The following is a 20,442-nucleotide window of genomic DNA, read 5'->3' as shown; positions in this document are numbered from 1 at the left end:
GGTATGGATTCATGCCCTTTTCTTTTTTAATCGCGCTTCTAACTCGTGCCGTTTTTGTTCAAGTTCGGCTTCACTGCAAGCTTTTCGTTCATATTGTGCATAATCGATATGTAACCACTCTGGAATCATTTCCGTTCGCACCGGTCTTCTTTTTCGCTCTTTTGTCGTCACATACCCGTTTTTCTTCCAATTACGCAAAATGCCTTCCGTATATGTCCACGTCTTTACCCCGTTTTGCAAAGCGACGTTTAGCGCGTCAAGCACCATCTCTTTTGACGTTTCACTTACCCATAATGCCATTTTCTCTTTTACGTAGCTACTCATCTTCCCAAAACCGTTTTGTTCATAAAATTGTATCATGTTTTGTAATGTATCATCTGTCGTTATATTTGTTTGTCTGTTCATCTTGCGACGTCCGTCTTGGCAAATTGACGCGTGCGACACGTCATGTTGCCCCGTCGTTTGTTTATGTTGCGCGTTCGTTTCATCATTTTGTCGCTCTTCTTCACCATTCATGACGCTCGCTAACACATCATAATCAATGCGATACCATTTCGTTTTATCGAGCTTGGAGCGATACCTTGACACGACGATCCCTTTTTTCTCAAGCCGAACGATCGTGCGCCGAATCGTACTTTCCGACCAAAACGGAAACTGCTTTTGCCACCCTTCATACGTGTTATATACCACACATGCCCATCATACGTATGCGTACTTTTCGTGAGCCAATAATGAAGCTGCTGCAAAAAAATGCTTTCATTCAACCCGAGCTTCACCGCCACCGTCGGCAACACGAACAACGGTTCATCATCGACTAACCATTTCATCCGAATCCCTCCTACCTACATCTATCGCCTGATATGCGACATTTGGTTAGAGGGAAGAAAAAAAGAGAATGCGTATGCATTCCCTTTATGCTTCCGGTGTAAATGTGCGCTGCGCGAGTTCGTTGTCAAGCATAAATAGTGAGTTGCTGTCGTTTTCGATGCGCTTAAGCTTTTGGATGAGCGTATCAAACAGCGACTCTTCTTCGACTTGTTCGTCAATAAACCATTTTAAAAAGTTCATCGTCGCGTGTTCGCGCTCGTCTAACGCCAAGTCAGACAGTTTATAAATGCGGCGCGTCACTTCTTTTTCATGAGCGAGCGCTTTTTCAAAGCAATCGCGTACAGACGTAAATTCATTGTTTGGCGAAGGAAAACCGGTCATAATCGCTCGTTCACCAAGCGCATTAATAAAGTTGTAAAACTTCATCGCATGAAAGCGCTCTTCTTCCGCTTGAACTAAAAAGAAGTTCGCAAAACCGTCCAACCCTTCCGCCGAGCAATATGCGGCCATCGCCATGTACGCATGCGCAGAATAAAATTCAAAATTCATTTGTTCATTCAGTCCGTTTAACAATTTTTCACTTAACATGAATCATCACTCCTCCTTTTCCCATTATAACAAAAAGAGGAGGATCGTGCCTCCCCTTATTCGTTTTGCGCTTTTTTCAACGTTTGAATGGCTTCTTTTTGTTGTTTCGTTTCTTTTCCTGAGAAAAACCAGCCGCCAGCGGCAATCGCTAAAAGAACGATCCAGAAAATTGCTTTCCACAATGCAGAATGCGCAAAATGTTCTGAAACAACGCCTAAGCTTGGATGCGCAAGCGTATATACTGCCAATTTCACCCCAACCCAACCGACGATTAAAAACGCAGCGGATTCTAGGCTTGGGCGTTTATGCAACAATTTTACGAACGCATTTGCCGCAAAACGCATAATGATGACACCAATTAATCCACCTGCAAAAATGACTAAAAACTTCCCGCCGTCCATGCCACCGATCGCTGGTAAATTCGTATTTGGCAACGTCATCGCTAAAGCGACCGCCGCTAAAATCGAATCGATCGCAAACGCTAAATCGGCAAGTTCTACCTTCAATACTGTCATCCAAAAACCGGACTGCTTTTTCCCTTCTTTATGCGAACCGTCTCTGTTTTTGTTAATAAAATGATGCACGGCGATAAACATTAAATATAACGCGCCAAGCGCTTGAATTTGCCAAATGTTCACTAAATACGAAATGACAAACAACGCTGCAAAGCGAAGAATAAACGCACCGGCAAGCCCGTAAAAGAGCGCCCGTTTTTGCTCTTTTTCTGGCAAATGCTTCACCATGACCGCCATCACAACGGCGTTATCGGCCGCTAAAATGCCTTCTAAACCGATTAAAACGAGAAGCACCCAACCGTACTCTAATAGTAATGATACATCCATCAATGATCCCTCCTGTAATATGTAGTTTTCCCTCGTCCATCGGCAAAAATCATGGAAACGCAAAAAAGACCTTTGCCGAACGGCAAAGGTCTCGCTAGACACATCGTTGTGCCAACAAAGCCGATGGACGATGTCCATGAATTGACGACTTTGTTTTCAGGCAACGCCTGAACGCTACTCCCCTTTGTGAAGGAAAACTATGTTATTGTACTTTTATTATAAAAATACGAGCTCATTTTGTCAACCGGTTAACTCACTTGTTTTTGTCCAACTTTTTCTTCATTTAACTTACTATGTTTGCGGCCGTACAAGAAATAAATGACAAGACCGATCGCAAGCCAACCGCCAAAGCTTAACCATGTCGTTGCTGGAAGCTGAAGGGCTAAATACGTACAAAACGCTACCGCAAGAAGCGGAATCACAGGCACAAACGGCACCATAAAGCTTCGTTTTAAGTTCGGTTCCGTTTTGCGTAAAATTAAAATGCCGATCGCGACCGTTGTAAACGCAAACAACGTGCCGATATTTGTTAAATGCGCCAATTTATTTAACGGAATCACCCCAGCGAAAATGGAAACCGCAATGCCTGTCACCCATGAATTCACAAGCGGCACTTGTTTCCGTTCGCTCACTTTCGCAAACAATGACGGAAGCAAGCCGTCGCGGCTAATCGCATAAAAAAGACGCGTTTGGGCATAAAGCATAACGAGAAGGACGGTCGTAATCCCTGTAATCGCTCCGAGTGAAATAAATCCTGCCACCCAATCTTGTTGAATATAGTTTAACGCAAAAGCAACCGGATTTTTTACACCTAATTGGTCGTACGGCACAATGCCTGTTAAAATGAGCGATACGGCAATATAAAGAAGCGTACAAATCGCAAGCGATGCGATAATACCGATCGGCATGTTGCGTTGCGGATTGCGCACTTCTTCTGCCGCGGTCGATACCGCATCAAATCCTAAGTATGCGAAAAACACAGTTGCAGCCCCTGCGGCCACCCCTGAAAAGCCGAACGGCATAAACGGCGTCCAGTTTTCTGGCTTCACATACCAAACCCCAACGGCAATAAACAACAAAATGACCGCAACTTTAATAAAAACCATCACCGCATTAAAGCGCGCCGACTTTCTCACACCTTGCGTCAATAAAAACGTAATAAGCAAAACGATCACAATTGCCGGCACATCAATGAACGTACCGTTTGCCGGATCGTAGGCGCTTGTCAACGCCTTTGGCAGCTCAATGCCAAATCCAGCGAGTAACCCTTGAAAATAACCGGACCATCCCGCCGCTACTGCTGACGCTGCCACTCCGTACTCTAAAATTAAATCCCAACCGAGCATCCATGCGATCAACTCACCAAACGTCGCATAGCTGTACGTATAGGCGCTGCCCGACACCGGCACGCTTGAAGCGAACTCCGCATAACAAAGCGCCGCAAAGACGCACGCCAATCCTGATAAAATAAACGAAAGAACGAGCGCTGGCCCTGCATGCTCAGCCGCTGCCACTCCCGTTAAAACGAAAATACCCGTTCCAATAATTGCTCCAATTCCGAGCATCGTTAAATCAAATGCGCCTAATTCTTTTTTGAGCGCTGCCCCTTTCCCTGATTCGCTCATGAGCGCATCAATGGACTTTTTTCGAAACAAACTCATCGTTGTAAACTCCCCTTACTTGTTATGTTCATTTTATACTTTAACGCCCAAAATCGTTAAAGACAATACTTTTTCGCTATTTCGAAATATTTTTATTTTTCCAACAACAAAGGGAATGTCACTTTCATCGTTGTTCCGCGCCCTTTTTCGCTCTCCAACGCCCATGTGCCGTCCATCATTTCAATGATGCGAATCGATACCATCGCCCCAAGCCCTGTCCCTTTCTCTTTCGTGCTGAAATACGGCTCGCCATATCGCGCGATCTGCTCTTTCGTCATCCCTTTTCCTTCATCGCGCACGACGATCGTGACCGTTTTTTCATCAACATGTACCGCAACATACACCGCTCCGCTACTTTCTATCGCTTCTATTCCATTTTTTATTATATTTAAAAAACATTGCCGAAAATATTGCGCGTTCCCTTTCATCGTCGCAGGCATGAGGGTTGGGACAATTTGCACCCCTTGCATATTCGCAAACGGACGCAACATGTCGATGACTTTTTCTAATTCATGATGCACATGAAGCGGTTGTATTTTTTCTGGAAACGGCTTCGCAAACGTTAAATAATCATCAATAATGGCGCAGGCGCGGTTTAATTCTTCAAGGGCGATATTCATATATTGCTCTTTTGTTTCCGCTGATATGTCTTTTGCTTTCATCAACTGCATAAATCCTTTGACAACAGTAAGGGGATTGCGAATTTCATGGGAAATGCTTGCGGCAAGCTGGCTAACGACTTCCATTTTTTCAAGCTTGATCGCTTCTGAACGAATGAGCAACGCTTCTCGTAACGTTTCCATCGCAAACACAACAAATAATACAGCCAAAGGAGGAACGAGAATAAAATCAACGATATACGACTCAGTCACTTGAAAATTGGAAATCGCTATCGCTAATATCGTCGCTGCAATCGCAAGAATAAACGTCATCACCATCGAAGCAATGAGCCGTTTTGTTTTCGGCAACCGTTTAAAAAACGGAGAAAACAAACTTCCGAAAATAAACATCATGACGTACACAGCGACCGTAATAAACTGATACCCATACATCACCCATCGGGCAACGAGTAAAACAATAAGCAACGGCAAGCTCACCATCCATCCGCCATAAAACGTGCCGATAAGAAACGGAACTTGCCGCAAATCGTGCACGCAATCGGGCGCGATGTAAATCGGGTATTTCATACATAAAATAAGCGGCACGCTTAAGCACGCAACAAACAACAACCGTTGATACACTTTTTTTCGTTGAAAAAATCGAACGTAATCGTACAAAAAGAAAAAGAAAAAAACGCTCACTAAAATGTAAAACAAATTGTTTAACACATGTTGATTGATATATGTCATCTTTCTCAACTCTCCCACATCGTTCATCCTCTTTTCAGTTTCGCGAAAACTTTTTCCGTTGTCAATGCAGCGACATCTTTGAAAAATGACGACGTTTCCATTATGATAAAGATGCAAACTACATAGTGGAGATGGTAATGATGAACGATCGGCGTTATTTGCCGCTTTTATTTGTTGTGATGTTTTTCGTGATGGTTGGATTCGGCATTATTATCCCCGTCCTTCCGTTTTTCGCCGAAAACATTGGTGCGACTCCGACACAGCTCGGCTGGTTAATGGCTGTATATTCGTTTATGCAATTTTTGTTTGCGCCGATGTGGGGACGATTGTCTGATCGTTACGGACGCAAACCGTTTTTACTGCTCGGCATTTTCGGTTTGGCGCTTTCGTTTTTCTTGTTCGCTTTAGCGACAAAACTTTGGATGTTATTTGCCGCTCGCATCATCGGTGGCTTTTTATCCGCCGCTACGATGCCGACAGCGATGGCATATGTCGCAGACGTCACGACCGAAGAAAACCGCGGGAAAGGAATGGGCATGATCGGTGCGGCTGTCGGGCTTGGCTTTATTTTCGGACCAGCGATCGGCGGCGTGTTTTCAAAGATGAGCTTAACCGTTCCGTTTTGGATCGCAGGCAGTTTAGCGCTCATCACGTCCGTATTCGTTTTCTTGTTTTTACATGAATCGCTTCCGAAAGAAAAGCGATCGAACGGAGAAACGAAACGTCCGTCACTAATGACGGCGCTACGAAGCGACGTATCGCGTCTGTACATATTGCAATTCATCGTCACGTTCTCGCTTGCGGGACTTGAAGCAACGTTTGCTTATTTTGCCGCAAAACGCGCAGGACTTTCATCGACAGAGCTCGGCTATATTTTTATGATCATGGGACTTGCCGGTGCGATCGTGCAAGGGGGACTGCTCGGAAAACTCATTCAATCGTTCGGTGAAGGAACGGTCATTCGCGGTGGACTATTGATGTCAGCGCTCGGCTTTTTCCTTATTTTATTCATCGACCATTTTTGGACGGCTGCCCTTTATTTAACGATTTTCGGCCTCGGCAACGGCGTCATTCGCCCATGCGTATCCGCCTTATTAACGAAACAGACGACCGACGGACAAGGAAGCGCAACAGGGCTGTTATCGTCGTTCGATTCACTCGGACGCATTGGCGGACCTGCCATTGCCGGATGGCTGTTTACATTAAAACCGAGCTTGCCGTATATGACAGGCATCGTGCTTACGTTCGTTTCATTCGCCCTATTTCAATCGTTTCAACGAACAATGACGCAAAAAGGCTCCGCTTAACCGGAGCCTTAACTAATTCCTTCTTCACTAAACGATTCTCGTTCACGTGACGCGATGATCGGTCCATTTAACAAATCCATATCGACAATATAGCGTGGACGTTGTTTCGTTTCTTTATATACTTTTCCGATATATTCTCCAACTAACCCGATCGCAATGAGCTGCAATCCTCCGACAAGCCAAATGGACATCATAAGAGACGTCCAACCTGTTTGGGTATGACCAGTCATTTTTAAAAATAATACATACATCGCAAACAAGATGCTGACAAAAAACGAACAAAAGCCGAGAACGGAAACGAAACGAATCGGCATCATGCTAAATGACGTCAATCCATCAAACGCAAACCGGATCATTTTCATCAGCGGATATTTCGTCACTCCCGCTTTCCGCTCTTTTCGGTCATAATATACGGTGGCAGACGGAAAACCAAGAAGCGGCACAACGCCGCGCAAAAACATATTCACTTCACGAAATTGTTGTAACGCTTCGACAGCGCGCCGACTCATGAGGCGATAATCCGCATGGTTGTAAATCAGATGCACGCCGATGCGATTCATCATGCGGTAAAACGTTTCAGCTGTCCATCGTTTCATATACGAATCGACATCGCGCTTTTTCCTCACCCCATAAACGATGTCATATCCTTCATGAAATTTACGCAAAAACTCACGAACGACATATATATCGTCTTGTAAATCGGCATCCATCGTCACAATACAATGCGCCATTTGTTTGGCGGCAAACATCCCCGCAAGGAGCGCATGTTGATGCCCAGCGTTTCCCGCCAGTTTAATCCCTTTTATTTCTTCGTGTCGCAAACATGCTTTATAAATGATCGACCATGTCCGATCGCGGCTTCCATCATCGACAAATACAATTTTACTTTTCGGAGAAATAAGTTGTTCATCTACAAGCTCATTTCTTAACGAAAGCAACTGTTCAATCGTCTCTGGCAATATGTCTTCCTCATTATAACAAGGGACAACGATCGCTAAAATCGTCATGTCGTTTCACTCCTTTCTATTTCGTATAAATAAATCGTCCATGCGGACTCATCGTGTTCAAACGTTCGCAATAGCTTTAAGCGATTTTTTTTCGCATTGTCAATCGGCACAGCTGACAAGACGTATCGCCCTCCCATGTCGTATAACACGTCTGTATGAAGCTGCATATGGCGAATGCGTTTTTTTGATTGCTTCGTAAACATATAACGTTTGCCAAGCTCCGCCACAAACACATAACAACGTCCGCCCCATTCATCGAAATATTCCTTTAGCTTTTTATTTTTGTTTAACTCGCTCGCAATCACTTGCCGGAATTGATGTTTGTACGAAAGCGGATAAAAGTTGTTGTACGTATCTAACGTGTAAAAGCCGTTATATTGAGCGATCGCTGGGTGAATGCCGATGCTGACGACTCGATACGTATGAACAGGCTTTCCGATATATTGTTTCATGTCTTGAAATTGCTTTTCGGCATAAAACGCCCGAAACGTTGGCTTATCGCGATAGACGATTTGTTCATGAAACAGCAGCGCCACAACAAGCTGCGCCAAAAGCGCAAACGAAACGATGCGCCGATCCCACGCGCGCCAAATGATGCGAAGCGACAAAGCAAACAGCACGTAAATGACCATCGGACGTAAAAAATGATAGCGCGCAAAATTAAACCGATCTAAAAACGGAAATGCCTCCGTCGCAGGAAGCCATCCTTTGTAAAACCAAAACGCATACCAAAGCGATAACGTAACATTCAAGACATGAAGTTGCCAAAATAGCCGTTCGTTTCGCCACCACTTTTTTTTCCATACGATATATAATGCGATAAACGTCACAGGTAAAATAATGAGCGTATGAATCGTCATCACATGCGTATGACCGAATATGTAGTTTTTTAATGTTAATCGCAGCGAACGCCATAACGACAGACGGGCGTGGAAATATTCATCACGACTTGTCGGTTCGGTCGAAAATAAAAACGAATGAACGAGCCGATATTCCACCGCCAAATAAAGAACGGTCATATATACGAGCGCCAACAATAACGGAATGTTCGGGCGACGGCGCCACGCATCCACGATCCAAAACAAAAACATCGCGCTTAAAAAAAAGAAAAAGCCGAGCACAAAGCTAGAATAGAGCGGCAACAAAGTCAGGACGACATAGTTTTTCAACGAACGATCACCAGCGCGAATGTTAAGTAGCGCCCAGAGCGCCAGCGGCATGCCGAGCGTGCTAAGCATCCCCGATGGCCAAAACGGCGTCAACGCAAACGCAAGCGCCACTCCGACACGAATCCACTCCGCTGTCTTTTCTTTTTCTTTTATCACGTGCGTATTCAACAATGCATACATGCCGATAAATGCAAAGACGCGCGTGATCAGCTGGCTCAATCCGTACGCATAGACGGACGGGAAAAGGGCATGAAGCCAGACGATGCCGCTAAACTCCGTTCCGTATGCGTTGCGCGGCAAGCCGTTTACCACTTGCGGAATTGTCGCATGAACGGAACCGAACAGCTCGCCGCTTTTTACGAGCACACGATACCAAGCGATGTTTGAATCTAAATTATCGTGTACGCGCATATGCGCATCTTCCCCAAGCACGAAATACGGCAATGCGTGTAAACAAACGATCATCAGCCCAAATGCGAACAATTTCATAACGCCCCTCCATTCCCTATTATTTTTTAACAACAAATGAAAAATATGCATGTCGTTCGAATAAACGAACGGATAAAAAAATAGCCATCGACTATGCGATGACTACTTTTTCATCACGATTCCATATACGCTCGGGTGAAAATGAACGAGCGCAACGTCCGCAAATGTTTTTTTCACCTCATCCATCAGTTGTTGCGACGGAATGCGTTCATGAATCGGTGGACCCATGTCGCTTTCGACCGCTTCCCACTCAACCAAAAGAAACGCACCGTTCGGCTTCATGATGCGAGCGATTTCCGCAAACACCGCTTCCCGATCGGCCACTTCATGAAGAACAAACGCCATCAGCCCTTGATCAACCGATTGCGATGGAATCGTCGTTGCGGTCACGTCGCTTAGGATGTAAGAAATGTTTTCTACCCTTTCTTTTTCTGCGTGCTGCTTTAAGAAGTCAAGCATTTCTTGTTGCACATCAACGGCATATACCGTTTTTGCCACTTTCGCTATCGGGACAGTAAAATAACCATTCCCTGCCCCTAAATCCGCCACGACGTCCCGTTCGCTAATGTGCAATAACGAAACGACTTCCTCTGGAGCAATCAACTCTCTCCTTTTCGGATTCAACAACTTTTCTGCTTTAGAATGATGAAATCGATGCCCAGCCATGAATCATCCGTCCTTTTCGTTTTTATACCCACATCCGTATTTTACCCTTTTTTTCGACGTTTGTCACACGAACAAAAAGTTTTTTACTTTACAAAAGTAAGTAATATACTATATTATAGTTACATCTATTTTAGAAATAAATATCAAGGAGGAAAAACAATGGCGAAAGTGCTATACATTACTGCCAATCCTAAGCAAGAATATCAATCATTTAGCTTATCAGTCGGACGTGCGTTTTTAAACGCCTACAAACAACATCATCCAGAAGACGAAATCGTCGAACTACATCTTTATGACATCGACTTGCCTTACCTTGATGCAGATGTGTTTAGTGGTTGGGGGAAACTTCAAGCCGGAGAGCAATTAAACAAAGATGAGCAACAAAAAGTAGCGCGTATAAACGAGTTGTGTGAACAATTTATGGAAGCTGACAAATATGTATTCGTTACACCGATGTGGAATTTTAGCTTCCCACCAAAACTAAAAGCGTATATGGATACGGTTTGCCTTGCCGGGAAAACTTTTAAATATACAGAAGAAGGTCCAGTCGGATTGTTAAAAGAAAAAAAAGCTATTCACATTCAAGCGCGCGGAGGCATATACTCCGAAGGTCCAGCGAAGGAAATGGAATTTGGTGACCGCTATTTGCGCGCGCTGCTCGCTTTTATTGGCATTACAGACGTCGAAACGATTGCCGTTGAAGGAATGAACGCTTTTCCGAACGAAGCGGAAAGCATAAAACAACAAGCAATCGAACGCGCACAAGAAGCCGCACAACAGTTTTAAGTGAAAAGACATACGCATCACATATTCTCAGTTAAAAGCATAAAAAAAGTCAGCGTGTTAGTCGCTGACTTTTTTTATGCCGATGTTTTCGTCGGGAAATGGCCGTTTTTTTCATCCGTTTGGACGTATGTTTTTTGAACGTATGGAGAACTCATAAGGGAAATCATCGCACCGTAATCGACCGCAAAGCGAATATGATCACCGACGCGAATGTCAGTGCGTGTGGCATCGACAATAATATGGTCGCTGCTCGATCCGATGATGTCGACAGGAGAAAGTGGCGTCAATCCGCTCACGTGCACATCTTGGCGACCGATGCCGACGATGGCGCGCTTCATCATGCCGCGCTCTTGAAACGTCGGTGTTTCCCCAAACGCATTGCGGCTTTGCACACCGTACGGGACAGATGGCTTCGTTTTCACTTCGATCACTTCCGCGACGAGACAAAACGCATCTTGATATAAATGAGGAATAGCTGCCCCGCGAATCGTTTCTCGTCCTAAAAAAATGGCTTCGCCAAATCGGAGATGGTTAATGCAACCGACATCTTTCGTTTGTTTTAACCAATAATAGTTCGCGGAATTGCCACCGGATACGTACGGTAAAAACAATGCATACTCTTTTTGAATATGTTTCGCAAGTGACGAAAGCTCACGCATTTTTTGATCCGTCGGAATAATGCCTCCAAAACAGGCGAAATTTGCGCCGATGCCGACAATTTGAATGTTTGGCAACGGGCGGATTTGTTCGATAAATGCCGGGACGTCTTTCGGCATAATCCCCTCGCGCAAGTCGCCCATTTCAACCATAATGATCATGGCATGCGTTTTATTTTGCTTGACCGCTTCCGCTGAAATCGCACGCACGACGTCGATTTCCGATTGAACACTCACATCAACATATTGAACAACTTTATTTACTTCGCTTAACGCAGGTGTACGAATCAGCATATACGTTGCTGGAATGTGCGCTGATTTTAATTTTGCGATTCGTTCGACTTTCGTATCCGCTAAACTTGTCAAACCGCTATCGACAAGGGTGCGAGCAATTTGCACATCTCCGCCCACCCCTTTGACGACAGCTGTCATTTGTATTCCTTTTTCTTCACACCATTTTTTCAACGTGACAGCATTATGACGAATTTTCCGCAAGTCAATTTCGACTCTCGGCGTCATGATACTGCCACCTCATCCTTTTGTAACGATGGGAAATAATCGATCAGACAATCGACAATTTTGTCTGCGCCGTATTTTAATACATCTGTGACTGGCATTCGGAATGTTCGCTCATATTCGGAAATCGTTTGTTTTAATTCCTCATCTGTCATCCCTTCATGGTTTAACGTAATCGCAACAACTTTCGTTTTTCCGAAATGTTCAATTAATGCGATTTCACTTTCGACCGTAGGCATTTCGACAAACGGGAAATCACCGAGCACTTTTCGCTTCGGTGGATGCTGCAAAATGACTGCTTGTGGCCGCGCCCCTTTTAAAATGCCAGCCGAGCTAACATAGGCAGGATGGCTTAACGCCCCTTGTCCCTCTACAATAATGATGTCGGGTTTTTCCGTTTCGTACGCGCGCACAATTTCTCGTTCGAGCTCACCGATCATATATTGAAGCGGAAACGCATCCATCGCAAATCCGTACGAAGCACCTTGAATTAAACCTGTTTGTCCTGTCGCAACAAACGCTGTTTTATAACCACGCTGTTGCATATGTTTTGCGACAATCATCGCTGTCGTTCGTTTTCCGCATGCCCCATCTGTTCCGAGCACCGCCACAACAGGCGCTTTCACTTGCAAAATGCGGCCCGTAAATAACGTCCATTCTTTTTTTGGACGCGGTTTGCGAATATCGCGAATCGTTACTCCACAACGTTTGGCGATTGCCATCATTTCTTCGTCTTCTGTTAAAAACTCTTGAAGTGGGTTAATGATATGCATGCCTGCTTCCATTGCTTCGATAACGACTTGTCGTTCTTCTTTTTTGAGAAAAGCGTTCGCTGGAGCAATTCCTAAGATGAAGTAGTTCGGTTTTTCTTTTGCGGAGGTCATTGCATCTTGAAGGTTTTTACAAATCGGAATGCCGTTTTTCTTTTGATCAAGCACTTCTCCCGCGTCTTGACCAGCTTTTGTCGAATCAATAACCGCCACGATTTCATACAGTCCAGAATCGCGCACAAGTCCGTTCGCTGTTTTTCCATCCATGGAACCAAATTGATTTTCACAATATACAATGGCGTATTTCTTCACAAGAAATCCCTCCATTTCTTTGTGAAATCAATATCTCCATGAAAAAAAACATCTCGCTTTACCGAAATCGGAAAGAAAGATGTTCCCTGCTTTAATAATTATATCAAATTTTGAATAAAAAGTAAAATGCATAATTTTATAACTTCTCATAACTTCCCTTTTACCATCTCTAGTATGATCGTATCCCCATATTCGAAAATTCAGTCAATAGTCTATATTCCTTGCTACATATGTAAAAATCCTGAAAAGCAGCTTGTCGTCGATCCCCCGGGGTTTTTGCAAGATTGGAGGTCGACGACAGTTGTGAAGTGATGAACAAAACCTTAAGTATGCTGTTTTTATCGTTGAATCGGAAGGCGAATGACAAACGTCGTTCCTTGTTCCGAGCTGTCGTGAAGCGCAATCGTTCCGCCATGGTTTTCAATAATTCGTTTGACGATCGTTAATCCTAATCCGGTCCCTGATGACTTCGTTGTGATAAATGGTTCAAAAATCGTCTCCTGCATATGTGTCGGAATGCCGCTTCCAGAGTCGTACATGTACATGTTGTACGTTTCATCGACATCGGAATATATGCAAATCGTTCCGCCTTCTTCCATCGCTTCGATGCTGTTGTGAAGCAAATTGTATAACACTTGCATCATTTGTTTCGAATCAAGCTGTAACGGCACGTGATCAAGGCGCACGTGCACGCGTATATTTTTCGCCTCTAACGTTTGTTGAAAGAGAGAAAGAACATCTTGAACGATCGTTTCTATATACGCTTCTTTCATCACAGGGGCGCTCGGTTTTGCGATAAGAAGCATATCTTCCACAATCGCGTTGATGCGATCAATTTCTTTTAATAAAAGTGGAATATGATATTGTTCGCGATCGCGTTCATGTAAATTTTCGTTCATAAACGCTAAAAAACCGTGAATAACCGCAAGCGGATTGCGAATTTCATGCGCTGCCTTTGCCGCCATTTCCCCCATTAACGCCAACTTTTCCGATTGATGTATTCGCTTCGTTAGCTGTTCCATTTCGGTGATGTCGAGGAAGAAAATCGTTCTACCTATTATTTCACCATATAAATGATGCAAATTCGATTGCGACACTAAAAATATTTTTTCCTCTCCATCTCTTTCATATGATACTTTTACTTGTTGAAATGGATCGGGGAAAGTGAAAAGATCCCAAAACGAAGCATTGCGCTCACTTTTTCTTTCACGTTCAATCCATTGTTTTATTTCTTTTTTATCCAAACGAAGCAATGTAGCTGCGGAATCATTAATAAAATGATTCGATGTCGCTTCATCCATTGTGACAATTCCGATAGGCAACGAGTTTAATAACTGTTCAATGTACGCTTTGTCATGCGCCACTTTCTCATATAACTGTCCATACTGTCTAAACGTGAAAGATAACAATAAACCAATGCTCGTAAATAGTAAAATCCCAAAATATTCATGCAACAAAAGGAGACTGACTAAAATCAATGACGCTAATAGCGTCACACCATAAGTAAAAAACCATTCCTTCACTATACTAATCAACATATTTCTAAAACTAAAAGAAGGGGAAAATGAAAAAAACCCTATCATCAACAATATGTTGATAAAAGAATAAACAACTAAAGAAACGAAGTACGCACCAAGATCATGGAGCGAAAAAATACCACTTTCTCCCCCAAGCATCAAAAAAGAATAATAAGCTCCAACAATCATGCATGTATACATCGCAAAATTACATACATGTTTCCACCATTCCATCTTCTTTTCATGAAAAAAATATGTCGGAATCATACTAAACAACAACACCATTAAAGACGTTTCTAATCCATATACGAAGATGGTAGCTAAATAAATTGTTGAGTCTAATGAAAAGGCATTCCCTTTTGGGGGGAGATGGACGATATAAATACTTAACAAAGTCGTCGAGAAAGAAAGTAAAAGCAGCAACAGCCATTGTTGTTCTACATGCTCAAAGGGACGTATATACAAAAATAAGGCACACCCCATAATCGAGATGAGCGCCACATACCATGTGTATAATCGCTTCATAAAATATATTCACCTATCATGTCGTTTTCTTTCACTCTACCATTCTATTTCAAACACAACGAAGAAGCAACGGAAGCTTATGCCTTAAACTTGAAACGAAAAAACATGGCGCAATCACGCCATGTTTTTATCGGAACATCATATCGTCTTTTCGGGCGACGCCTGTTTTGTATGCGGCTTTCATGACGGCTTCGCGCACGCGTTCAGCCACTTTGTTGTTAAAGACGCTTGGGATAATGTATGTTTCGCTTAATTCTTCGTCGGTGACGACAGAGGCGATCGCTTCAGCTGCCGCTAGCTTCATTTCTTCGTTAATTTCGATGGCGCGGCAGTCTAACGCCCCGCGGAAAATGCCTGGGAAGCAAAGGACGTTATTAATTTGGTTCGGATAGTCGGAACGTCCTGTTGCCATGACGCGAACGTACGGTTCGGCAAGCTCTGGATCAATTTCTGGAACAGGGTTTGCCATCGCGAAAACGATCGGGTCTTTCGCCATTTTTTTCACATCTTCTACCGTTAAAATCCCCGGTGCCGATACGCCGATAAATACGTCCGCTCCAACGATGACGTCGGAAAGAGAGCCTGTCATATTTTCAGGGTTCGTTAATTGCGCATATTCGTTCCAATACGGATTGTCATATTGTACGCCGCGATGAATCGCCCCTTGACGATCGACACCGATAATGTTTTTCACACCAGCCGCAAGCAATATTTTCGTGCAGGCAATTCCTGCAGCACCGATGCCTGTTAATACAACTTTAATGTCTTCAATCTTTTTATCTACAATTTTTAACGCATTTAACAAACCGGCAAGTAAGACGACAGCTGTGCCATGTTGGTCATCGTGAAAAACAGGAATGTCGAGCTCTTGTTTTAACCGTTCTTCAATTTCAAAACAACGTGGTGCGGCGATATCTTCTAAATTGATGCCGCCAAACGCTGGGGCGATCGCTTTGACGATTTGCACAATTTCTTCCGTATCTTTCGTATCTAAACAAATCGGAAACGCATCGACGCCCGCAAGCTGTTTAAATAACATCGCCTTTCCTTCCATCACCGGCATCGCTGCATACGGTCCAATATCTCCAAGTCCTAATACGGCCGTTCCGTCGGAAATGACCGCTACCGTATTTCGTTTAATCGTTAACGAATACGCCTTCGTCGGATCTTCCGCAATCGCCGTGCATATGCGCGCCACCCCCGGCGTGTACACGCGCGCTAAATCATCGCGCGTTTTAATCGGAATTTTTGATTTCACTTCAATTTTTCCGCCGATATGCATTAAAAACGTGCGGTCAGAGACGTGAATCACTTTGACACCTGTCGTTTTCCGCAACGTATCGACAACAACGTCCGCATGTTTTGAGTCAAGAACGCTGACGGTAATATCTCGCACCGTATGTGTTTTGCTTGAAGAAATGACGTCGATGCCGACAATATCCCCGCCAGCTTGTCCGACCGCTGTCGCAATGTCGCTAAAAGCGACAACGTTTTTCGCAAATTGTAGTCGAATGGTAATGTGCATGTTTGCTCCGCTTGACATCGTATGTACCCTTCCTTTTCTTTGTCGATTCGTGTTATTTTCCTGCAATGCCTGGACTTGTCATCGCATACGGGTCTAAAATAGCAGATAGCTCTGTTTCATTCAACAAATTTTGCTCGAGGCATAATTCACGCACCGATTTTCCGGTACGAAGCGCTTCTTTTGCGATGCGTGATGCCGCTTCATAGCCGATGTACGGATTGACTGCTGTAATGACGCCGATGCTGTTTTCGACATGTTGTTTTAATCTTTCTTCATTCGCTTCAATGCCAGCTAAGCAGTAGTCGGTAAACACGCGAAACACATTGTCCATCATATGAAGCGACTGAAGCAAATTAAACACAAGCACAGGCTCCATGACGTTTAACTCGAGCTGCCCTGCTTCCGATGCTAAACAAATCGTTTGGTCGTTGCCGATCACTTGAAATGCGACTTGATTCACCACTTCCGCCATGACCGGATTCACTTTTCCCGGCATAATGGACGAACCGGGTTGGCGAGCAGGCAATGTAATTTCTCCAAGCCCCGCGCGCGGACCAGATGCCATGAGACGAAGATCGTTGGCAATTTTCGACATGTTGATCATACATATTTTTAAAGCGGCCGATACTTCTGTATACGCATCTGTATTTTGTGTCGCATCAACGAGATGTTCTGCGCGCACAAGCGGCAATCCCGTCAAACGAACGAGATGAAAAATGACGCGCTCAATATAGACCGGATCGGCATTTAATCCTGTACCTACCGCTGTTGCGCCGATATTTACTTCATATAGATGTTGGCGCGACTGCGCAATGCGCTCCATATCGCGCTTCACGACGCGGCGATATGCTTCAAATTCTTGCCCGAGCCGAATCGGAACAGCGTCTTGCAGATGCGTCCGCCCCATTTTAATGACGTGATCAAACTGTTTCGCTTTATCGGCGAACGTATCGTGCATATGCTCCATCGTTTGAAGCAATTGGTTCACCATGTTTAACACCGCAATATGAATGGCCGTCGGAAACACGTCGTTTGTCGATTGTGACATGTTGACGTGCGTATTTGGGCTAATGATATGGTAACTTCCTTTTCTCTCCCCTAACCATTCAAGTGCGCGATTCGCGATCACTTCGTTCGTATTCATATTAATCGACGTTCCTGCGCCACCTTGAATCGGGTCAACGATAAACTGATCGTGCCATTGTCCTGCGATCACTTCTTCTGCCGCTTTGACAATCGCCTGACCGATGCGCGCATCGAGTTGACCCGTTTCCATATTCGCAAGCGCAGCCGCTTTTTTTACGATCGCCATCGCTTGAATGAGTTCGCGATGCAATCGATACCCTGTAATCGGGAAGTTTTCTGCCGCACGCATCGTTTGAATGCCGTAATATGCGTCGTATGGAATTTCTTTTTCGCCAAGCAAATCTCGTTCGATTCGTACATCTTTCGTTTGCATCATTTACGCATCCCAACCTTCTTCTTGTTTTCGTGTCATATCATTTGCGATTGGCGTTTCCATCATGTTTTTAATGTCAAGCAAATTCGTCGTTTTTCCTAGCGCCCACATCAGCTTTGGTACGATCGCTTCCGTATTCATATCACCGGATAAAATAACGGTGTTTTGCGCTACTTTTCGCCCGACTTCGTATAACGTTAAGTCTTCTCCTTCTTCTAAACATTGGGTCGTAATGACGACGGCCATGCCATCATCAATAAGTTCTTTTATTTTCGGCAACAAATTGCGCCCTTGAAACGGCACGCCGCCGCTTCCGAAGCTTTCGATGATGACGCCGCGATATAAATGGCGAATGTAATCAAATATTTCTGGCTTTGTGCCCGGATGAAGCTTCAACAAAAACACATCTGGACAAAGCGACGCATCAAACTGCAGTTTTCCGCTCGGCTTCTGGAGCTCATATTGATAATGAATCGTTTCCCCATGAATGTAGGCGACGTACGGATGGTTAATGCTTTCAAAGGCGTCGTAACTTTTCGTCCGCATTTTTACCGCTCTCGTTCCTAAAATGACGCGCCCATCGAAGACGACAAATACCCCGCCGACGTCTTCGCACGCAAAACGAAGCGCATCGCGTATATTTTTTTTCGCATCTGTTTTCGGAAAACCGATCGGCACTTGTGAACCGGTCAATACAATCGGTTTGTGGCTGTTTTGGATCATATATGATAACGCGGCTGCTGTATAAGCCATCGTATCCGTTCCGTGTGTGACGACGAAACCGTCATATTGATCGTACTGTGTATAAATCGCCTCAGCAATATCGCGCCAATGTTCTGGCTGCATATTTGTGCTGTCGATGTTCATTAAAATTTGGCTATGTAGCCGATACGGCTGATTGTCGATCGTAATGTAGCTCGTCAATTCCTCTGCCGTCAACTTCGGCGTCAACCCTTCTTCACTCGGCACAGAAGCAATCGTGCCGCCTGTCGCAAGCAACAAAATATTTTTCATCATCGTCACCTCAAATATGGCGATTTTAAGTCATCTATTGTATTCTTTGTGTTACATCGTGTAAACTATAAATAAAGTTGTTCGCGATTCGCGTACCTTTAATTCAATTATATTTAGGAAAATAGAAAATAACAAGTATTTTTATTCGTTTTGCGAACGAAGCATAGTAAGGGAGAGAAGATGATGATTTCAAAACGATTATCGGAGTTGCGGAAAAAGAAACAATGGTCGCTGCAATATATTGCCGATCAACTAAATATCGCAAAAAGTACATATGCTGGCTATGAATCGGGGTATCGTCAACCGTCGTTAGAAGCTGTCAAAGAACTCGCCATCTTATTTGGCACAACAACGGATTATTTGCTTGGCGCCACAGATGATGAGCAACCGACCATTGAGCTGACGAATGCGGCGTTTCATATGACGGTCGATGGAAAAACGGTGACGGAAGACGAAATCGTTTGGCTCATTGCTTTTCTTCGCGCAAAACGCGACATCGAAAAAAAGAAATAGGCGCACAAAACGCCTACGGAATGATCGCGACATCGCGCATCAATTGTTCCACAGAAGCATACGGCCGATCTAGCTGCAACATGCGTCGCAACACATGACGTGCTTCTTTTGACAAGGACAGTTCGTCTTCCCAGCTTTTCTCTTTGTCCGCTGTCGGCTCATAAGAAGAGTACAATAAAAACAATAAAAAATGGCCGAGGGCGTATATGTCGCTTGTTACAGCAATGGTTCGCCTGAGCCGCTGTTCAAGTGTAAACAGCCGTTCATTTTTTTCGGATAAAAAGCGCGCAAGTCCAAAATCGAGCACATATACAATCCCGTTGCGAAAAACGATATTTGGGATGCGTAAGTCGCGATGCACAATGCCGTGCGCGTGAATGTATTGCACGACACGCAACACATCTGCCAATAGTGAAAACGCTTCTTTTTCATCGTACGTTTTGTTTTTATCAAAAATAAGCGTCTCAATCGTATCTCCTTCAATATATTCCATGACAAGATGCAACGTGCCGCGCACGTCAAACGAGTCGTACAACTTCGGTATTTGAGGATGATTGAGCTTTTTTAAAATGAGCGCTTCTCGTTCAAACGATGCGCGCCGCTTCTTTCTTTTCGTCCGCTTCATCTGTTTTAAAACGACAAGCTCCTTCGTTTCTTCATCGCGCGCCACGTACGCCACACCATAGCTGCCTTCTCCAAGTTGCGTTTGAATCGTGTACCGACCGTTTACGACCGTTCCTTCTCGATACGGCTTTTCAATAAAAATCATGAACTGCCAAAAAAGCTAGAGAAAATGCTGTGGCTATGATGTTTTTTCTTATAATGCTTATAGCCGTATTGCGACGGATGGCGATGCGGACGGTACGTATAACGATCGCTGCTGCTGTAACGATGTTTATGCATGCTTTTGTGTAAAAGCATTTCCAGCAATTTTTTCAACATA

18 protein-coding genes and 1 pseudogene are annotated in these 20,442 nt (G+C 44.2%); 3 read left to right on the top strand and 16 right to left on the bottom strand.

From position 1 onward, the window contains the following. Positions 1-9: 9 nt before the first annotated feature. From AFK25_RS04235 to AFK25_RS04215, 5 genes and pseudogenes are all read right to left on the bottom strand, one after another. Positions 10-827: pseudogene (locus AFK25_RS04235) on the bottom strand (DnaD domain-containing protein). Between the two features lie 85 nt (positions 828-912). Further along, positions 913-1,416: a ferritin gene (locus AFK25_RS04230; RefSeq protein WP_009362490.1), complete on the bottom strand. Its 504-nt coding sequence runs from the start codon at positions 1,414-1,416 to the stop codon at positions 913-915. 56 nt (positions 1,417-1,472) lie between these two features. Beyond that, the gene (locus tag AFK25_RS04225) at positions 1,473-2,258 is read right to left on the bottom strand and encodes a TerC family protein (RefSeq protein WP_035064237.1); all 786 of its coding nucleotides are present in this window, start codon (positions 2,256-2,258) and stop codon (positions 1,473-1,475) included. 248 nt (positions 2,259-2,506) lie between these two features. Beyond that, a complete protein-coding gene (locus tag AFK25_RS04220; RefSeq protein ID WP_019417238.1) occupies positions 2,507-3,919 on the bottom strand; it encodes a branched-chain amino acid transporter BcaP in 1,413 nt (470 codons plus the stop codon). A gap of 92 nt (positions 3,920-4,011) precedes the next feature. Then, a complete protein-coding gene (locus tag AFK25_RS04215; RefSeq protein WP_165569751.1) occupies positions 4,012-5,295 on the bottom strand; it encodes an ATP-binding protein in 1,284 nt (427 codons plus the stop codon). Between the two features lie 113 nt (positions 5,296-5,408). On the opposite strand from AFK25_RS04215, the gene AFK25_RS04210 reads away from it, so the two are divergent. After that, positions 5,409-6,575, top strand: coding sequence for an MFS transporter (locus AFK25_RS04210; protein ID WP_019417236.1), 1,167 nt, complete (start codon positions 5,409-5,411; stop codon positions 6,573-6,575). Positions 6,576-6,583: 8 nt separating this feature from the next. On the opposite strand, the gene AFK25_RS04205 is transcribed toward AFK25_RS04210, so the two are convergent. The 3 genes from AFK25_RS04205 to AFK25_RS04195 all read right to left on the bottom strand — a co-directional run bounded on the left by AFK25_RS04205 (position 6,584) and on the right by AFK25_RS04195 (position 9,906). Further along, positions 6,584-7,582 (bottom strand): glycosyltransferase family 2 protein, encoded by a 999-nt coding sequence (locus AFK25_RS04205; RefSeq protein WP_009362485.1) that lies wholly within the window; start codon positions 7,580-7,582, stop codon positions 6,584-6,586. After that, the gene (locus AFK25_RS04200; protein WP_035064245.1) at positions 7,579-9,240 is read right to left on the bottom strand and encodes a DUF6044 family protein; all 1,662 of its coding nucleotides are present in this window, start codon (positions 9,238-9,240) and stop codon (positions 7,579-7,581) included. Before AFK25_RS04200 ends, AFK25_RS04205 begins: the two co-directional genes overlap by 4 nt. 102 nt (positions 9,241-9,342) lie before the next feature. Beyond that, the gene (locus AFK25_RS04195) at positions 9,343-9,906 is read right to left on the bottom strand and encodes a class I SAM-dependent methyltransferase (RefSeq protein WP_035064248.1); all 564 of its coding nucleotides are present in this window, start codon (positions 9,904-9,906) and stop codon (positions 9,343-9,345) included. 159 nt (positions 9,907-10,065) lie between these two features. On the opposite strand from AFK25_RS04195, the gene AFK25_RS04190 reads away from it, so the two are divergent. Next, positions 10,066-10,692 carry an FMN-dependent NADH-azoreductase gene (locus AFK25_RS04190; protein WP_009362482.1) on the top strand — a complete coding sequence of 209 codons (627 nt, stop codon included), beginning with the start codon at positions 10,066-10,068 and terminating at the stop codon, positions 10,690-10,692. A 74-nt stretch (positions 10,693-10,766) separates the two neighbouring features. Here the strand turns inward: AFK25_RS04190 and AFK25_RS04185 are convergent, their stop codons facing one another. The 6 genes from AFK25_RS04185 to AFK25_RS04160 form a co-directional block, all read right to left on the bottom strand. After that, positions 10,767-11,867 carry an alanine/ornithine racemase family PLP-dependent enzyme gene (locus tag AFK25_RS04185; protein WP_009362481.1) on the bottom strand — a complete coding sequence of 367 codons (1,101 nt, stop codon included), beginning with the start codon at positions 11,865-11,867 and terminating at the stop codon, positions 10,767-10,769. Further along, positions 11,864-12,946: an N-acetyltransferase DgcN family protein gene (locus AFK25_RS04180; RefSeq protein WP_009362480.1), complete on the bottom strand. Its 1,083-nt coding sequence runs from the start codon at positions 12,944-12,946 to the stop codon at positions 11,864-11,866. Before AFK25_RS04180 ends, AFK25_RS04185 begins: the two co-directional genes overlap by 4 nt. A gap of 338 nt (positions 12,947-13,284) precedes the next feature. Next, positions 13,285-14,988: a two-component system sensor histidine kinase NtrB gene (locus AFK25_RS04175; protein WP_049720868.1), complete on the bottom strand. Its 1,704-nt coding sequence runs from the start codon at positions 14,986-14,988 to the stop codon at positions 13,285-13,287. Between the two features lie 127 nt (positions 14,989-15,115). Next, positions 15,116-16,531 carry an NAD-dependent malic enzyme gene (locus AFK25_RS04170; protein WP_035067414.1) on the bottom strand — a complete coding sequence of 472 codons (1,416 nt, stop codon included), beginning with the start codon at positions 16,529-16,531 and terminating at the stop codon, positions 15,116-15,118. Between the two features lie 34 nt (positions 16,532-16,565). Beyond that, positions 16,566-17,975, bottom strand: coding sequence for an aspartate ammonia-lyase (gene aspA, locus AFK25_RS04165; RefSeq protein ID WP_035067416.1), 1,410 nt, complete (start codon positions 17,973-17,975; stop codon positions 16,566-16,568). Next, complete coding sequence (locus AFK25_RS04160) at positions 17,976-18,986, bottom strand: asparaginase (RefSeq protein WP_035067418.1); 1,011 nt, start codon at positions 18,984-18,986, stop codon at positions 17,976-17,978. It lies immediately after the preceding gene. Between the two features lie 183 nt (positions 18,987-19,169). Here AFK25_RS04160 and AFK25_RS04155 point away from each other — a divergent pair, with 183 nt between their 5' ends. Continuing rightward, the gene (locus AFK25_RS04155) at positions 19,170-19,499 is read left to right on the top strand and encodes a helix-turn-helix domain-containing protein (RefSeq protein ID WP_035067420.1); all 330 of its coding nucleotides are present in this window, start codon (positions 19,170-19,172) and stop codon (positions 19,497-19,499) included. 13 nt (positions 19,500-19,512) lie between these two features. On the opposite strand, the gene AFK25_RS04150 is transcribed toward AFK25_RS04155, so the two are convergent. Beyond that, a complete protein-coding gene (locus AFK25_RS04150; RefSeq protein ID WP_035067422.1) occupies positions 19,513-20,268 on the bottom strand; it encodes a serine/threonine protein kinase in 756 nt (251 codons plus the stop codon). Next, the gene (locus tag AFK25_RS15070) at positions 20,265-20,441 is read right to left on the bottom strand and encodes a hypothetical protein (RefSeq protein ID WP_165569765.1); all 177 of its coding nucleotides are present in this window, start codon (positions 20,439-20,441) and stop codon (positions 20,265-20,267) included. The genes AFK25_RS04150 and AFK25_RS15070 overlap by 4 nt, the downstream gene beginning before the upstream one ends. Position 20,442 lies beyond the last annotated feature (1 nt).

It is taken from the genome of Anoxybacillus gonensis (genome assembly GCF_001187595.1).
In the GTDB taxonomy this organism is placed as follows: domain Bacteria; phylum Bacillota; class Bacilli; order Bacillales; family Anoxybacillaceae; genus Anoxybacillus; species Anoxybacillus gonensis.
This window is presented reverse-complemented; position numbering and strand designations above follow the sequence as displayed.

What these genes read in the sequence shown, in the direction of transcription:
- AFK25_RS04195 (WP_035064248.1), bottom strand. Translation starts at nt 9,906, where the DNA reads ATGGCTGGGCATCGATTTCATCATTCTAAAGCAGAAAAGTTGTTGAAT.
- AFK25_RS04225 (WP_035064237.1), bottom strand. Translation starts at nt 2,258, where the DNA reads ATGGATGTATCATTACTATTAGAGTACGGTTGGGTGCTTCTCGTTTTA.
- AFK25_RS04205 (WP_009362485.1), bottom strand. Translation starts at nt 7,582, where the DNA reads ATGACGATTTTAGCGATCGTTGTCCCTTGTTATAATGAGGAAGACATA.
- AFK25_RS04185 (WP_009362481.1), bottom strand. Translation starts at nt 11,867, where the DNA reads ATGACGCCGAGAGTCGAAATTGACTTGCGGAAAATTCGTCATAATGCT.
- AFK25_RS04155 (WP_035067420.1), top strand. Translation starts at nt 19,170, where the DNA reads ATGATTTCAAAACGATTATCGGAGTTGCGGAAAAAGAAACAATGGTCG.
- AFK25_RS04175 (WP_049720868.1), bottom strand. Translation starts at nt 14,988, where the DNA reads ATGAAGCGATTATACACATGGTATGTGGCGCTCATCTCGATTATGGGG.
- AFK25_RS04210 (WP_019417236.1), top strand. Translation starts at nt 5,409, where the DNA reads ATGAACGATCGGCGTTATTTGCCGCTTTTATTTGTTGTGATGTTTTTC.
- AFK25_RS04220 (WP_019417238.1), bottom strand. Translation starts at nt 3,919, where the DNA reads ATGAGTTTGTTTCGAAAAAAGTCCATTGATGCGCTCATGAGCGAATCA.
- AFK25_RS04215 (WP_165569751.1), bottom strand. Translation starts at nt 5,295, where the DNA reads ATGAACGATGTGGGAGAGTTGAGAAAGATGACATATATCAATCAACAT.
- AFK25_RS04190 (WP_009362482.1), top strand. Translation starts at nt 10,066, where the DNA reads ATGGCGAAAGTGCTATACATTACTGCCAATCCTAAGCAAGAATATCAA.
- AFK25_RS04160 (WP_035067418.1), bottom strand. Translation starts at nt 18,986, where the DNA reads ATGAAAAATATTTTGTTGCTTGCGACAGGCGGCACGATTGCTTCTGTG.
- AFK25_RS04230 (WP_009362490.1), bottom strand. Translation starts at nt 1,416, where the DNA reads ATGTTAAGTGAAAAATTGTTAAACGGACTGAATGAACAAATGAATTTT.
- AFK25_RS15070 (WP_165569765.1), bottom strand. Translation starts at nt 20,441, where the DNA reads ATGTTGAAAAAATTGCTGGAAATGCTTTTACACAAAAGCATGCATAAA.
- AFK25_RS04200 (WP_035064245.1), bottom strand. Translation starts at nt 9,240, where the DNA reads ATGAAATTGTTCGCATTTGGGCTGATGATCGTTTGTTTACACGCATTG.
- AFK25_RS04150 (WP_035067422.1), bottom strand. Translation starts at nt 20,268, where the DNA reads ATGATTTTTATTGAAAAGCCGTATCGAGAAGGAACGGTCGTAAACGGT.
- AFK25_RS04170 (WP_035067414.1), bottom strand. Translation starts at nt 16,531, where the DNA reads ATGTCAAGCGGAGCAAACATGCACATTACCATTCGACTACAATTTGCG.
- aspA (WP_035067416.1), bottom strand. Translation starts at nt 17,975, where the DNA reads ATGATGCAAACGAAAGATGTACGAATCGAACGAGATTTGCTTGGCGAA.